At 69.8% G+C, this 13244-nt stretch carries 13 protein-coding genes; 3 read left to right on the top strand and 10 right to left on the bottom strand.

The window, feature by feature from the left end; translation table 11 throughout:
- Nucleotide 1 precedes the first annotated feature (1 nt).
- From ALIDE2_RS00900 to ALIDE2_RS00875, 6 genes are read right to left on the bottom strand one after another with little or no spacing between them, the layout of a single operon-like run.
- Nucleotides 2-823 (bottom strand): enoyl-CoA hydratase/isomerase family protein, encoded by an 822-nt coding sequence (locus ALIDE2_RS00900; RefSeq protein WP_013517114.1) that lies wholly within the window; start codon nt 821-823, stop codon nt 2-4.
- A gap of 1 nt (nt 824) precedes the next feature.
- Nucleotides 825-1988, bottom strand: coding sequence for an acyl-CoA dehydrogenase family protein (locus ALIDE2_RS00895; RefSeq protein WP_013721194.1), 1164 nt, complete (start codon nt 1986-1988; stop codon nt 825-827).
- Between the two features lie 10 nt (nt 1989-1998).
- Nucleotides 1999-3618, bottom strand: coding sequence for an acyl-CoA carboxylase subunit beta (locus ALIDE2_RS00890; RefSeq protein WP_013517112.1), 1620 nt, complete (start codon nt 3616-3618; stop codon nt 1999-2001).
- A gap of 49 nt (nt 3619-3667) precedes the next feature.
- Nucleotides 3668-4816, bottom strand: a complete 1149-nt coding sequence (locus tag ALIDE2_RS00885) for an acyl-CoA dehydrogenase family protein (protein WP_013517111.1) — start codon at nt 4814-4816, stop codon at nt 3668-3670.
- On the bottom strand, nt 4816-5676 hold the full coding sequence (locus tag ALIDE2_RS00880; RefSeq protein WP_013517110.1) for an SDR family oxidoreductase: 861 nt from the start codon (nt 5674-5676) through the stop codon (nt 4816-4818). Before ALIDE2_RS00880 ends, ALIDE2_RS00885 begins: the two co-directional genes overlap by 1 nt.
- The gene (locus ALIDE2_RS00875) at nt 5673-6659 is read right to left on the bottom strand and encodes a tripartite tricarboxylate transporter substrate binding protein (protein WP_013517109.1); all 987 of its coding nucleotides are present in this window, start codon (nt 6657-6659) and stop codon (nt 5673-5675) included. Before ALIDE2_RS00875 ends, ALIDE2_RS00880 begins: the two co-directional genes overlap by 4 nt.
- A 130-nt stretch (nt 6660-6789) precedes the next feature.
- Between ALIDE2_RS00875 and ALIDE2_RS00870 the strand changes: the two genes are divergently transcribed.
- Entirely contained in the window at nt 6790-7539 is a 750-nt protein-coding gene (locus ALIDE2_RS00870; RefSeq protein ID WP_013517108.1) for an IclR family transcriptional regulator, read from the top strand.
- Here ALIDE2_RS00870 and ALIDE2_RS00865 read toward each other — a convergent pair.
- The 4 genes from ALIDE2_RS00865 to ALIDE2_RS00850 are packed head-to-tail and all read right to left on the bottom strand — an operon-like array spanning nt 7536 to nt 10729.
- Entirely contained in the window at nt 7536-7967 is a 432-nt protein-coding gene (locus tag ALIDE2_RS00865; protein ID WP_013517107.1) for a PaaI family thioesterase, read from the bottom strand. The genes ALIDE2_RS00870 and ALIDE2_RS00865 overlap by 4 nt on opposite strands.
- Entirely contained in the window at nt 7964-9121 is a 1158-nt protein-coding gene (locus tag ALIDE2_RS00860; RefSeq protein WP_013517106.1) for an acyl-CoA dehydrogenase family protein, read from the bottom strand. Before ALIDE2_RS00860 ends, ALIDE2_RS00865 begins: the two co-directional genes overlap by 4 nt.
- A gap of 19 nt (nt 9122-9140) precedes the next feature.
- Nucleotides 9141-10349, bottom strand: coding sequence for a thiolase (locus ALIDE2_RS00855; RefSeq protein WP_013517105.1), 1209 nt, complete (start codon nt 10347-10349; stop codon nt 9141-9143).
- Nucleotides 10346-10729, bottom strand: a complete 384-nt coding sequence (locus ALIDE2_RS00850) for a Zn-ribbon domain-containing OB-fold protein (protein WP_041700551.1) — start codon at nt 10727-10729, stop codon at nt 10346-10348. Before ALIDE2_RS00850 ends, ALIDE2_RS00855 begins: the two co-directional genes overlap by 4 nt.
- A gap of 300 nt (nt 10730-11029) precedes the next feature.
- On the opposite strand from ALIDE2_RS00850, the gene ALIDE2_RS00845 reads away from it, so the two are divergent.
- Together ALIDE2_RS00845 and ALIDE2_RS00840 are read left to right on the top strand one after the other, a co-directional pair.
- Nucleotides 11030-12211 carry a M20 aminoacylase family protein gene (locus ALIDE2_RS00845; protein ID WP_013721193.1) on the top strand — a complete coding sequence of 394 codons (1182 nt, stop codon included), beginning with the start codon at nt 11030-11032 and terminating at the stop codon, nt 12209-12211.
- A 20-nt stretch (nt 12212-12231) separates the two neighbouring features.
- Nucleotides 12232-13233, top strand: coding sequence for a Bug family tripartite tricarboxylate transporter substrate binding protein (locus ALIDE2_RS00840; RefSeq protein WP_013721192.1), 1002 nt, complete (start codon nt 12232-12234; stop codon nt 13231-13233).
- Nucleotides 13234-13244 lie beyond the last annotated feature (11 nt).

Genomic DNA, 13244 nt, shown 5'->3' with positions numbered 1-13244 from the left:
TTCAGGAGCGCACGGCATCGGCGGTGAATTCATGGCGCCAGGCGGCCGGGCGCTTTTCGCGGAAGGCCGCAATGCCCTCGGCGCCCTCGCTGCGCATGCAGGCGGCGAACAGGCGCGCGGCGTCGTCCAGCAGCGCGCCGTCGTCTTCCCGGCCGCAGCGGCGCAGCAGGGGTTTGAGGGCGCGGTTGGCGCCCGGCGCGCAGGCGCACAGGCGCGTCAGCCACTGCGCCAGCAGGGCGTCGAGCGCGGCGCCATCAAAGGCCAGCTCGTCCACCAGGCCCAGCGCCTGCGCCGCGCCGCCGGCCACGCGCTCGCCGAACAGGCCCAGGCGCAGCGCCGCGCGCCGGCCCAGCCGCGCGGCGACGAAGGGCGCGATCTGCGCCGGAATGATGCCCAGCGAGGTCTCGCTGAGCGCGAACTTCGCGTCCTGCGTGGCCAGCACCAGGTCGGCCGCGCAGGCCAGGCCCATGCCGCCGCCCATGGCCGCGCCCTCGACCACGGCGATGACCGGCACGGGCAGCGCGGCCAGGCGTTGCATGAAGCGGCCGAACTCGCGGTTGCGCGCGGCCACCGGGTCCTCGCCGGCAGCATCGGCATCGAGCCGCGCCTGGAAGTTGCCGACGTTGCCGCCGGCGCAGAAGAAGCCGCCCGCGCCGCGCAGCACCAGGGCGCGCACAGCGGCGTCGGACTCGGCCTGGGCAACGGCCTGCATGAGCGCAGCCACCACCTCGGGCGCGAGCGCGTTGCGTGTTTCGGGGCGGTTCAGCGTGGCGAACAGCACGTCGTGTTCGCGGCGCAGCAGGACGGGTGGGGCGCTGCTCATCTCAAGCTCCCATGTCCATCAGGCCCATCTTGCGCGCGATGACCATCATCATCACCTCGTCGGCGCCGCCGCCGATGGAGCCCAGGCGGTAGTCGCGGTAGGCGCGCGAGACGCGGTTGTCCCAGGTATAGCCCATGCCGCCCTGGAACTGCATGCACCAGTCGGCGATCTCGCGGCCCAGGCGGCCGGCCTTGAGCTTGGCCATGGAGGCGAGCTCGATCACGTCCTCGCCGTTGACGTAGGCCAGCGTGGCGCGGTAGGTCAGCGAGCGCAGCGCCTCCAGCTCGGTCTTGAGCTCGGCCAGCTTGTACTGGATGAACTGGTTGTCCAGCAGCGGCCGGCCGAAGGCGATGCGCTGGCGCAGGTAGTCAGCCGTCTCGTTGATGAGATCGATGCTCGCCAGGCGCCGCGCCGCGCCGTCCAGGCGCTCCTCCTGGAACTGCTTCATCTGGTAGATGAAGCCCATGCCCTCCTCGCCGATGCGGTGGCGCACGGGCACGCGCACCTCGTCGAAGAAGATCTGCGCGGTGTCGGACGACCACATGCCGAACTTCTTGATCTTCTGCACCTCGACGCCCTTGGCGCGCTTGCCGTTCTCCTTGAGCGGCACGACGATGAGCGACTTGTTCTTGTGCACCGGCCCGTCGGAGGTGTTGCACAACAGGCAGATCCAGTCGGCCTGCGTGCCGTTGGTGATCCACATCTTGGAGCCGCTGATGACATAGTCGTCGCCATCGCGGCGCGCGCGGGTCTTGAGCGAGGACACGTCGGAGCCCGCGCCCTGCTCCGAAACGCCGATGCTCACCACCACGTCGCCGGCGATCGCGGGCGCCAGGAACTCGCGCTTGAGCTCGTCCGAGCCAAAGGCCGCGAGCGCGGGCGTGGCCATGTTGGACTGCACGCCGATGCCCATGCCCACGCCCTGGGCGCGCGCGTGGCCTATGGCCTCGGCCGCGGCCAGGGCGTAGGAGAAGTCCAGCCCCATGCCGCCATAGGCCTCGGGTTTGGTGATGCCGAGAAAGCCCAGGCGCCCCATCTTCTTGAACAGTTCGTGCGCGGGGAAGATCTCGTTGGCCTCCCATTCGTCGACGAAGGGATCGATCTCCGCCGCGATGAAGCGGCGGATGCTGGCCATCAGCTCGTGGTGTTCGGGGGTGTAAAGCATGGTGTCTCCTTCAAAAACGGGCCACGCCGAACTGCACGGCGCGGGGTTGGCGCGCCTCGGCCTCGCGCGCGGTGGCCAGCACGAAGGCCAGCACGGCGCGGGTGTCGCGCGGATCGATCACGCCGTCGTCCAGCAGGTGGCCGCTGGTGTAGAAGGCGCTCGCCTGGGCGGAAAAGTTGGCGACGATTTCGGCCTTCTGCGCGGCCAGCCGGTCCTCGTCCACCGGCGCGCCCTTGCGCTCGGCCTGCTGGCGCGCCACGATCTCCAGCGTGGTGGCGGCCTGCTCGCCGCCCATCACGGCGGTGCGCGCGTTGGGCCACGAGAAGCAGAAGCGCGGCCGGAACGCGCGCCCGCACATGCCGTAGTTGCCCGCGCCGAACGAGGCGCCGCAGTGGATGGTGATCTGCGGCACGCGCGAGTTGGCCAGTGCCTGGATCATCTTGCTGCCGTGCTTGATCATCCCGGCCTCTTCCGATGTGCGGCCCACGATGAAGCCCGTGGTGTTCTGCAGAAAGACCAGGGGCGTGCCCGACTGGTTGCACAGCTGGATGAACTGCGCGGCCTTGGTCGCGCCGGCCGGGTCGATGGGGCCGTTGTTGCTGACGAAGCCCACCGCATGCCCCTCGATGCGGCCGTGGCCGCATACGGTGGCGGCGCCGTAGTCGGGCTTGAAGTCCATCCAGCGCGAACCGTCCACCAGGCGCGCGATCACCTCGCGCATGTCCACCGGCTTGCGGTGCTCCAGCACCATCACGCCGGCCAGTTCGTCCGGGTCCAGGTGCGGCGGCTCGGCGTCCGGACCGGGCGCGGGCATGCCGTCATTCCAGTCGAGGGTGGCCAGGATGTCGCGCGCCAGGGCGATGGCGTGCGCGTCGTCCTCGGCCACGTACTCGGCCAGGCCGCTCACGCTCGCGTGCATGGCGGTGCCGCCCAGTTCCTCATCGGTGGCGACTTCGCCCGTGGCGGCCTTGAGCAGCGGCGGGCCGGCCAGGAAGGCCTTGGCCCGGCCGCGCACCATCACCACGTAGTCCGACAGGCCCGGCATGTAGGCGCCGCCGGCGGTGGAGGAGCCGTGCACCACCGTCACCACCGGCAGGCCGCTCGCCGACAGGCGCGCCAGGTTGTAGAACATGCCGCCGCCGCGGATGAACTTGTCCACCCGGTACTTGCGCAGGTTGGAGCCGGCCGATTCGACCAGGTGCACGAAGGGCAGGCGGTTCTCCAGCGCGATGTCCTGGCAGCGCATGAGCTTCTGGTTGCCGGCCTCGGTGAGCGCGCCGGCGTCTATGCCCGAGTCGGTGGCGACGACCATGCAGCGCACGCCCGAGACGAAGCCGATGCCGGCGATCTGCGAGCCGCCGGGGATGCAGCGCTCGGGGTCGGGGTCGTCCATGCCGTAGCCGGCCAGGTTGCACAGTGGCAGGAAGGGCATGCCGGGGTCGAGCAGCCGGGCCACGCGCTCGCGCGGCAGCAGCGCGCCGCGCTTGGCGAAGCTGGAGGCGGCGCGGGCCGAGGCGTCGGCCGCGCGCTGCTCGAGCGCGCGCAGCTGGCCGACCAGGCCCAGCATGCCCGCACGCTGTGACTGGAAGTCCTCGGATGCGGGGTGGATGTGAGAGGCGAAGGGAATCATGGAGGGGCTTTCGATTTGGCTTTCCGGCAAGGGGGCTTGATCCAGGAGGTCAGAGGCCCAGGCGTTTGGCGATCAGGTCTTTCATCACTTCCTCGGCGCCGCCGCCGATCATCATGACCTTGACCTCGCGGTATAGCCGCTCCACGCGCGTGCCGCGCATGAACCCCATGCCGCCGAGGATCTGCACGGCCGCGTCGGCGCAGAACTGGAAGGTGCGGGTGGCGAAGTTCTTGGCCATGGCGATCTGGGCGGCGGGCGATTCACCGGCGTCCAGCCGCGAGGCGAGGTCGTCGAGCAGCGCGCGCGTGGCCTCGATGCGCGTGGCCATGTCCACCAGCCTGTGGCGTATCACCTGGCGCTCGCTCAGTGGCTGGCCGAAGGTGCGGCGCTCACGCGCCCACGCCACGGCGTCGTGCAGGCAGACCTGGGCGTAGCCGCAGGCGGCGGCGGCGAGCGCGAGGCGCTCGTGGTTGAAGTTGCGCATCAGGATGGCGAAGCCCTGGCCCTCATCGCCCAGCAGGTTCTCCACCGGCACGCGGCAATCGGTGAAGCCTATCTCGGCCGTGTCCGAGGCCCACCAGCCCATCTTCTGCAGCGGGCTGCGCGTGAGGCCGGGCGTGTCGCCCGGCACCAGCAGCAGCGAAACGCCGGCCGCGCCCGGCCCGCCGGTGCGCACGGCCACGGTGAACCAGTCGGCGCGCATGCCGGAGGTGATGAACAGCTTGCTGCCGTTGACGACGTAGTGGCCTCCGTCGCGCCGCGCGGTGGTGGCGAGTTGCGCCACGTCGGAGCCGCCGCCGGGCTCGGTGATGGCGAGTGCCGAGATCTGCTCGCCCGCCAGGATGCCGGGCAGCACGCGGGCCTTGAGCGCCTCGCTGCCGGCCACGGCGATGGGCGGCGCGCCGATGGTGTGCGAGAACAGGCCCGAGGCCACGCCGCCCGAGCCGCCCCAGGCGCGCTCCTCGAACAGGATCATGCGGTGGAAGGCGTCGCACTCGACGCCGCCGTAGGCCTCGGGGAAGCCCAGTTGCAGCAGGCCGGCCTCGGCGGCCTTGCGGTAGAGATCGCGCGGAAAGCCGCCGGCCTCGTCCCAGGCGCTCACGTGCGGAGCCACTTCCTTCTCGAAGAAGCGCCGCACGGTGGCGCGCAGGGTTTCGTGCTCGGCCGTGTAGTGGCGGGGGTTGGGGGCTTGCAGCATCAGGATTCCAGGAAGCCGGGTTTTTGGTAGAGCGGAAAGCCGTCGTAGGGCTGGGAGTTGGCGTGCGCGGGCAGCGCCCAGGTGTGCTTGGCGTTGGGCACGCCGCCGTCCACGCGCAGCGTGGTGCCGGTGACAAAGGCGGCGGCCGCGCTGAGCAGAAAGACCACCGCCGCCGAGACCTCGGCCTCGGTGCCCAGGCGCTGCAGCGGCACCTTGCGCGCCAGCGTCTGGATGCGTGCCTTGAAGGCGTCGGGGTAGGTGTCCAGGCCGCTGGAGGCGATCCAGCCCGGCGCCACGGCGTTCACGCGCACGCCGCTGGCCGCCCACTCGCAGGCCGCCGTCTCGGTGAAATTGAGCATGCCCGCGCGCGCCGCGCCCGAGTGGCCCATGCCCGGCATGCCGTTCCACATGTCGGCGATCACGTTGACGACTGAGCCACCGTGCGCCTCCATCCACTGCGTGAAGCACTCGCGCGCCATCACGAAGCCACCGGTGAGGTTGTTGCGCACCACGGCCTCCCAGCCCTTCTGGCTGATGTCGCGCAGCGGCGCGGGGAACTGGCCGCCGGCGTTGTTGAACAGGCCGTCGATGCGGCCATGGCGCGCCACGATGGCGGCCACGGTGGCGCGCACGGCCTCCTCGTCGCGGATGTCGCAGGCGTGCGTGCTCACGCGGTCGGGCTGGCCGATCTCGCCGGCCACGGCCTGCAGCTTGTCGGCGTTGCGGCCGATCAGCGCGAGCGATGCGCCCAGGCTGGCCAGCTCGTGCGCGGTGCAGCGGCCGATGCCCGAGCCGCCGCCCGTGATGGCGATGACCTGACCCGCGAACAGGCCGGGGCGGTAGATGGAGCGGTAGTTCATTGCTGCGCGTTCGGCTTGAGCCCCAGGCGCTGCACCTGCTGGCGGGAGGTTTCGTAGCGTTCGCGCGCGAAGGCGGCGTAGGCCTCGCTGTCGAGGTAGGCGCTCTCCTGGTTCAGTCGCTCCAGCGTGGCGCGCGTGGCCGGCGCCTCCAGCGCCTTGCGGAAGGCGTCGTGCAGCGTCTTGACCACGGCCGGCGGCAGCCCCTTGGGGCCGGCGATGCCGAAGGGCGAGTTCGCCACCATGTCGATCCCAATCTCGCGCAGCGTCGGAACGCCCGGCCAGCGCGGCGCCCGCCGGGCCGTCCACAGCACCAGCACGCGCGCGCGGCCGTCGTCCACCATGGGCGCGATGCCGCCGGCCGTGACGCCGAGGTCGATGTGCCCGCCCATGAGCGCGGCGATGATTTCCGACTCGCCCTTGTAGGGCACGTGGTTGAGCCGGACGCCGGCGCGCTGCGCCATCTCCTCCACCGTGACGTGCATGGTGCCGTTGATGCCCGTGGTGCCGTAGCTGATCTGGCCGGGGCGCTTCTTCGCCTCGGCCACCACGCCGGCCCAGTCGCGCCAGGGCGCGTCGTTGCGCACGGCGATGCCCAGCGCGTAGCCCGAGAGGTGGATCACGTAGCTGAAGTCGTTCATCGGATCGAACGCGGTCTTCTGCAGGTGCGGCAGGCGGAACACCGGCTCGGGCAGCACCGACAGCGTGTAGCCGTCGGGCGCGGCGCGCACCACGTGGTTGGCCCCCAGCACTCCGGCCGCGCCGGGCTTGTTCTCCACCACGACCGGCTGGCCCAGCTCGCGGCCGGCCAGCTCGGCGATCTGGCGCACCAGGCTGTCGGTGGCGCCGCCCGCGGGGAAGGGCACCACCAGCGTGACGGGGCGGCTGGGGAAGGGGGTGGCCTGGGCGCGCGCGCCCAATGCCGTCAATGCGGTGGCGGCAGCGAGGCCTTGCACCAGGTGTCGGCGGTCGATGTTGGCGGTCATGGTGTCTCCTGGGGATGGATGCCGCGCTCCTGACAGCAGGCGCGCGGCACCGCCATTGCAATGCGTTGGCGCGGGGCTGGCAAACGCCGCGCTGCCGGATGTGCATAATGTGCACATACGAATTACCCTTATGCCGCCTTCACATCCGGTCAACGGCGCGCAAAGCGTCGAGCGCGCGTGCGCCTTGCTGCGCCGCATCGCGGCCGGGCACGCCGAGGGCGTCCCGCTGCGCAGGCTGGTGGACGACACGGGACTGGACAGGACCACCGCCTGGCGCCTCGTCTCCAGCCTGGCGGCCCAGGGGCTGGTGCACAAGGACGAGGCCACCGGCCTCTACCACCTGGGCCTGGAGGCCGCCGCGCTGGGTGCGGCCTGCATGGACCGCTCGCCCCTGGTGCGGGCTTGCCTGCCGGCGATGAAGGCGCTGGCGCGGCTGTCGGGCGACAACGTGTTCCTGGTGGTGCGCTCAGGCGACCACAGCCACTGCCTGCACTTGGAGGAAGGCGAGCACCGCGTGCGCTCGTTCGCGCTCAACGTGGGCGGCACGCGGCTGCTGGGGCAGGGGGTGGGCAGCATCGCGCTACTGGCGCGACTGGGCGACGACGCGCTGGTGGCGCACTACCGGCGCCACGAGGCCGAGTACCAGGCAGACGACGTGGGCCTGGCCCGGCTGCGGCGCTGGGCCGTGCAGACGCGGGACTGCGGCCATTCGTACGGCAGTTCGGGCGGGGTGGCCGGGATCGGGCTGGGGTTCCGCGTGGGGTCCTGCGCCGACGCGGCGCTGAGCGTGATCGCGCCGCGTTCGCGGCTGCCGCGCTCGCGCGGCGCGGAGCTGGCGCTGGCGATGCGGCGGGAGATGGGGGCGTGGAGGCTGCTTTAGCCGCCCGATGGCGGATGGCCGGCCGAGGTCTTCCCCAGCCAGTACTTGAAGGTGCCGCTGGCCGTGGCCACGAGGCGGCCGTCCGCGTCGAGCAGCTGCGCGGCGCAGCTGCACAGGCTGCGGCTCGCGTGCACCACCCAGCCCTCGGCCAGCAGCGCGCCGCGCGCGGGGCGGTGGAAGCGGCTGCTCATCTCCACCGTCACCGCGGTCCGCGATGGCGCCGTGGGCAGCTCGGCCGCGGCGCGCGCCATCACCGAGTCCAGCAGGGTCATGACCACGCCGCCATGCGCGGCCGGCAGCTGGTTGAGCAGTTCCTCGCGCATGTGCGGCAGGCGCATGTGCACCTTGCCGGGCGGGGCCGGCACCTGGGCGGCGCCGATCAGGCGCATGAAGGCATTGCGGTCGGGCGGCAGGCCTGCTTCGCTCATGCGGCGCGCGCCGCGCGCACCATGTTGCGCGCGATGATGATCTGCTGGATCTGCGTCGTGCCCTCGTACAGGCGGAACAGGCGCACGTCGCGGTAGAAGCGCTCGATGCCGTACTCGGCCATGTAGCCCGCGCCGCCCAGGATCTGCACCGCGCGGTCGGCCACGCGGCCGCACATCTCGGTGGCGAACATCTTGGCGCACGAGGCCTCGGTGGAGACGTTGTGCCCATCGTCGCGGCGGCGCGCGGCGTCGATGGTCATGCACTCGGCGGCGTAGAGCTCGGCCTGGCTGTCGGCCAGCATGGCCTGCACGAGCTGGAATTCGCAGATCGGCTGGCCGAACTGCTTGCGCTCCAGCGCGTACGCGAGCGCGTCGCGCAGGATGCGCTTGGCCACGCCCACGGCCACGGCGGCGATGTGGATGCGGCCCTTCTCCAGCACTTTCATGGCGGTCTTGAAGCCCTGGCCTTCCTTCAAGCCGATCAGGTTGGCTGCCGGCACCTTGACGTTGTCGAAAATCACGTCGCAAGTGTGCGCGCCGCGCTGGCCCATCTTCTTGTCGTACTTGCCGAAGCTGATGCCGGGGCTCTTCGCATCCACGATGAAGGAGGACACGCCGCCCGCGCCCTTGTCCTGCGGGTTGGTGCGCGCCATCAGCGTGAACATGCCGGCGTGCGGTGCGTTGGTGATGAAGCGCTTGGTGCCGTTGACCACGTAGTGGTCGCCCTGCAGGATGGCCGTGGTGCGCAGCGAGGCGGCGTCCGATCCCGCCTCGGGCTCGGTGAGCGCGAACGAGGCGATGACCTCGCCCGTGGCCAGCTTGGGAAGCCACTGGGCCTGCTGCTCGGGCGTGCCGTCCATCAGGATGCCCTGCGAGCCTATGCCCACCGTGGTGCCGATCACCGAGCGGAACGCGGGCGCGGTCTGGCACAGCTCCAGCAGCACGCGGCATTCCTCCTCCATGGTCAGCTCCAGGCCGCCGAACTTCTCGGGGATGGTCATGCCGAACAGGCCCAGCTCGCGCATCTCCTGCACGATGGTTTCGGGGATTTCGTCGGTCTCGGCCACCTCGTTCTCGGCCGGCACGAGGCGCTCGCGCACGAAGCGGCGCACGCTGTCGAGCAGGGCTTCCAAAATTTCTGGGTCGCGGATCATGTTCGGGCTCCTTCGGTGTTCAGAGGGTTTCTGTCGTGCCGAGCACGGCGGTGGATTGGCTCGACAGCGTACCGCCGTTGCCATGCACCACAGCCGTGCTGTGGCGCTTGAGCTGGCGCGCACCGGCCTCGCCACGCAGCTGGCGCACGGCCTCGATGAGCGCGAAGATGCCGTACATGCCCGGATGCACGCAGGACAGGCCGCCGCCGTTGGTGTTGACGGCCAGGCGCCCGCCGGGGGCGATGCCGCCGTTCTCCACGAAGGCGCCGCCCTCGCCCTTGGCGCAGAAGCCCAGGTCCTCCAGGAACAGGATGGTGTTGATGGTGAAGGCGTCGTAGACCTGGGCCATGTCCATGTCGGCCGCCTTCAGGCCCGCCATGGCGAATGCCTGGGCACCCGACTGCGACGCGCTGGTCGTCGTCAGGTCGGGCATGCACGAGATCTGGCGGTTCCAGATCGCCGTGGCATTGCCCAGCACGTAGACCGGGGGCCTGGGCAAGTCGCGTGCACGCTCGGCGCGCGTGAGCACGATGGCGCCACCTCCGTCGGTCACCAGGCAACAGTCGCGCACGGTGAGCGGGCTGGCGATCGGCCGGGCCGCGAGCACGTCCTCGATGGTGAGCGGGTCGCGCATGAAGGCCTCGGGATTTTGCTGCGCCCAGGCGCGCGCGGCCACGGCCACCTCGGCCAGCTGCGTGCGCGTGGTGCCGAACTCGTGCATGTGGCGCGCCGCGGCCAGCGCGTAGGCGGTCACGGGCAGCACGGGCTCGTAGGGGAACTCGTAGGGCTGCGGGTCGAGGAAGCGCCGCGCGGCCTGGCTTTCCTTGCGCCCGAAGGTGGCTGAGCGCTGCGCGCTGCCGTAGCACACCAGCACGGCCTTGCACTGGCCGGCCTCCAGCGCGCGAATCGCCGGCAGCAGGTGGGCGATGAAGCTCGAACCGCCGATCATGGTGCCGTCCACGTAGGTCGGGTTGATGCCCAGATGCTCGATCACCGGCATGGGCCACATGCTGGCGTTGACGCTGCAGGTGGCCAGGCCGTCGATGTCCTGCATGCTCAATCCCGCGTCGGCCACGGCCGCCTGCGCGGCGCGCACCAGCAGGGTCATGTCGTCCATGCCCGGGGCTTCGCCGCAGCCATAGGTGGCGGCGCCGGCAATGGCCACGCGGCCGCGCAGCGGACGGTTCACGGCCGCCGCGTCCAGGTGGGATCGGGGAATGCGGCTCATGCGGCACCTCCTTGTGCTGCGGGCTGGAACAGCACCAGGCCGCGCCCGTCCTTTTGCGCCACATGGGCCTGCACGCGCAAGCCTATGGCCACGCCTTCAGGCGCCAGGCCCTCGACGCGGCTCATCATGCGCACGCCTTCGTCCAGGTCGATCAGCGCCACGTTGTAGTTGCCGCCGGCGTCCTGCTTGCGCGCGATCGTGCTCGTGGAATAGACCGTGCCCAGGCCGCTCGCGCGCACCCAGCGCAGGCCGCCGGCGCCGCAATGCGGGCACAGCTCGCGCGGGGTGAAGACATGGTTCTGGCACTGCGGGCAGCGCTGTATGCAGAAGCGGCCGGCATCGAGCTCGGCCTGGTAGTGGGTTTGTGCGCTCAGGTGCATGGGTAGCGGCTGATAAGTCGTGTCGCTTGCCAGCATGCCCGTACCGCAGGCGCGCTTCAATTCGGCAATTTGGAAGGGCGTCTTCAGGGCACCGGCGGATTGCCGCCATCACCGAGGAATGAAAGTGCAGCGCTGCGCCGCCAGGCGTACATCCATCGGTGCAAACCCGGCTTCGACATTCGACAAGCGTGTATTTACAAAAGGAAAATAGATGGTGGCAATGGCCCTGCATAGGATGACGCCACGGTATGCGCACGCCTCTTGCATGCGGCACCGAAACAACGAACTGTCGCCACACCCATGGATCCATCGGTATCTACTGCATTGCTGCACGCCATGCGCGCCTTGTCGCCGGAGTTCATCGCCATCCGCCGCGACCTTCATGCACACCCGGAACTGGCCTTCGAGGAACGCCGCACCAGCGACCTGGTCGCCGAGCGGCTGGCCGCCTGGGGCTACCAGGTACATCGCGGCCTGGGCGGCACCGGTGTCGTCGGGACGCTGCGCAAAGGCGGCGGCAGCCGCTCACTGGGCATACGCGCCGACATGGACGCGCTGCCCATCCAAGAAAAGACCGGCCTGGATTACGCCAGCCGCCACGTGGGCAAGATGCACGCCTGTGGCCATGACGGACATACGGCCATACTGCTGTGCGCCGCCCGCTACCTGGCCGAGTCGGCCGACTTCAGCGGCACCCTGCACCTGATCTTCCAGCCTGCCGAGGAGAACGAGGGCGGCGCGCTGCGCATGGTGGATGAGGGCCTGTTCACGCTGTTTCCCTGCGACGAGGTCTATGCGCTGCACAACTCGCCGGGGCTGCCTGTAGGCCAGATGGCCATCAGTCCCGGCCCGCTGATGGCGTCCTTCGATCGCGCCACGGTGACGCTGCGCGGGCGCGGCGCCCATGGCGCCATGCCCCACCACGGCATAGATCCCATGCAATGCGCAGCCAGCATCATGCTGGGCCTGCAATCCATCGTCTCGCGCGAGATCGATGCGCTCAAGTCGGCGGTGATCACCGTGGGTTCGATACAAGCCGGCGAGGCCTACAACGTGGTGCCCGAGAGCGCACAGCTCAAGATCGGCGTGCGCACGCTCGATCCCAGGGTACGCACGCTCGTGGAACAGCGCATCCGTGAGTTCATCGCCGCACAGGCGCAAAGTTATCAACTGCAGGCCGAAGTGGTCTACGAGCGCAAATACCCGGTGCTGGTCAACCACGCCGTGCAGACGGAAGTACTGCGCCAGGCCGCCATGCGCCTGGTGGGCGCCGACAGCGTCGTGGAGCGTCCTCCCGTCATGGGCAGCGAAGACTTCGCCTACATGCTGGAGCACCGCCCCGGCGCCTACATACGCCTGGGCAATGGCACCGGCGAAGACGGGGGCTGCAACGTACACAACCCGCTGTACGACTTCAACGACAACGCCTTGCCGATAGGCGCGGCGCTTTGGGTGCATCTGGCTCAAAGCAGCCTTGTCTGATCCTTGAACCAGGAGACCTCATGCGTACTTTCACCCGCCGCCATTTTCTGCAGTCGGCCGGCGCCACTTGCACCCTGGCAGGGCTGCCTGCCTGGGCCGCCGACGCCTTTCCCGCCAAGCCGCTGACCCTGGTGGTGCCCTACCCCGCCGGAGGCGCCAGCGACGCGTCGGCGCGCATCTTTGCCGAATCCTTCACCCAAAGCCTGAACCAGCAGGTGATCGTCGAGAACTACGGCGGCGGCACCGGGCTGATCGGCGCCAACAAGGTGCTGAGCGCGCCGGCTGACGGCTACACCTTTCTGCACGGTTCCCCCAACGAGGTGATCCTGCCGCCCATGCTCAACCCGGCGGCTCGCTACAAACCCTGGGACTTCGTCTTCGCAGCGCCCATCACAACGGCGTCCATCGTGCTGCTGGTGCGCAACGGCATCCCCGTGGGCACCATGGACGAGTTCCTGGACTATGCCCGCCAGCAGAAGGACAAGCCGCTGACCTACGCATCGGTGGGCATCGACTCGCTCTACCACCTGATGGGCGATGCGCTGGCGACGCGCTTGAACCTGCCGTTCCTGCACGTGCCGTACAAAGGGGCCGCGCCCGCGTTGCAGGACCTGGCCGGCGGGCAGGTGGACTTTGGCATCCTGCCGTATCAGACGAGCTTCGACGGCATGCAGGCACAGGGCCGATTGAAGGTCATCTCCAGCTTTTCCAAGGACATGGCCCCCGGCCTGAAGCACATCGCGCCAATTACCCAGAGCAAGCAGATACCGGATTTCGTGCACGAGATCGGCGGCGGCTATTTCATGCGCAAGGGCACGCCCGCCGACCGCGTGGCCGCCCTGCGCAAGGCCATTGGCGAGGCCGTTGTCAAGCCCGAGATCCGCAGCCGCCTGGAGGCCGAGGGGCGCAAGGTTGCCCAACCAACGGAGACTCAGGCGCAGGCGGATGCGGCGTTCAAGGAAATGACCGACCGCATCGCCGCCTTGCTGAAAGTGCTGGGGCGCAAGAATCTTGCGCTCTGAAACAGCCTCTA

Source organism: Alicycliphilus denitrificans K601, from assembly GCF_000204645.1.
GTDB classification, from domain to species: Bacteria; Pseudomonadota; Gammaproteobacteria; order Burkholderiales; family Burkholderiaceae_C; genus Alicycliphilus; species Alicycliphilus denitrificans.
This window is presented reverse-complemented; position numbering and strand designations above follow the sequence as displayed.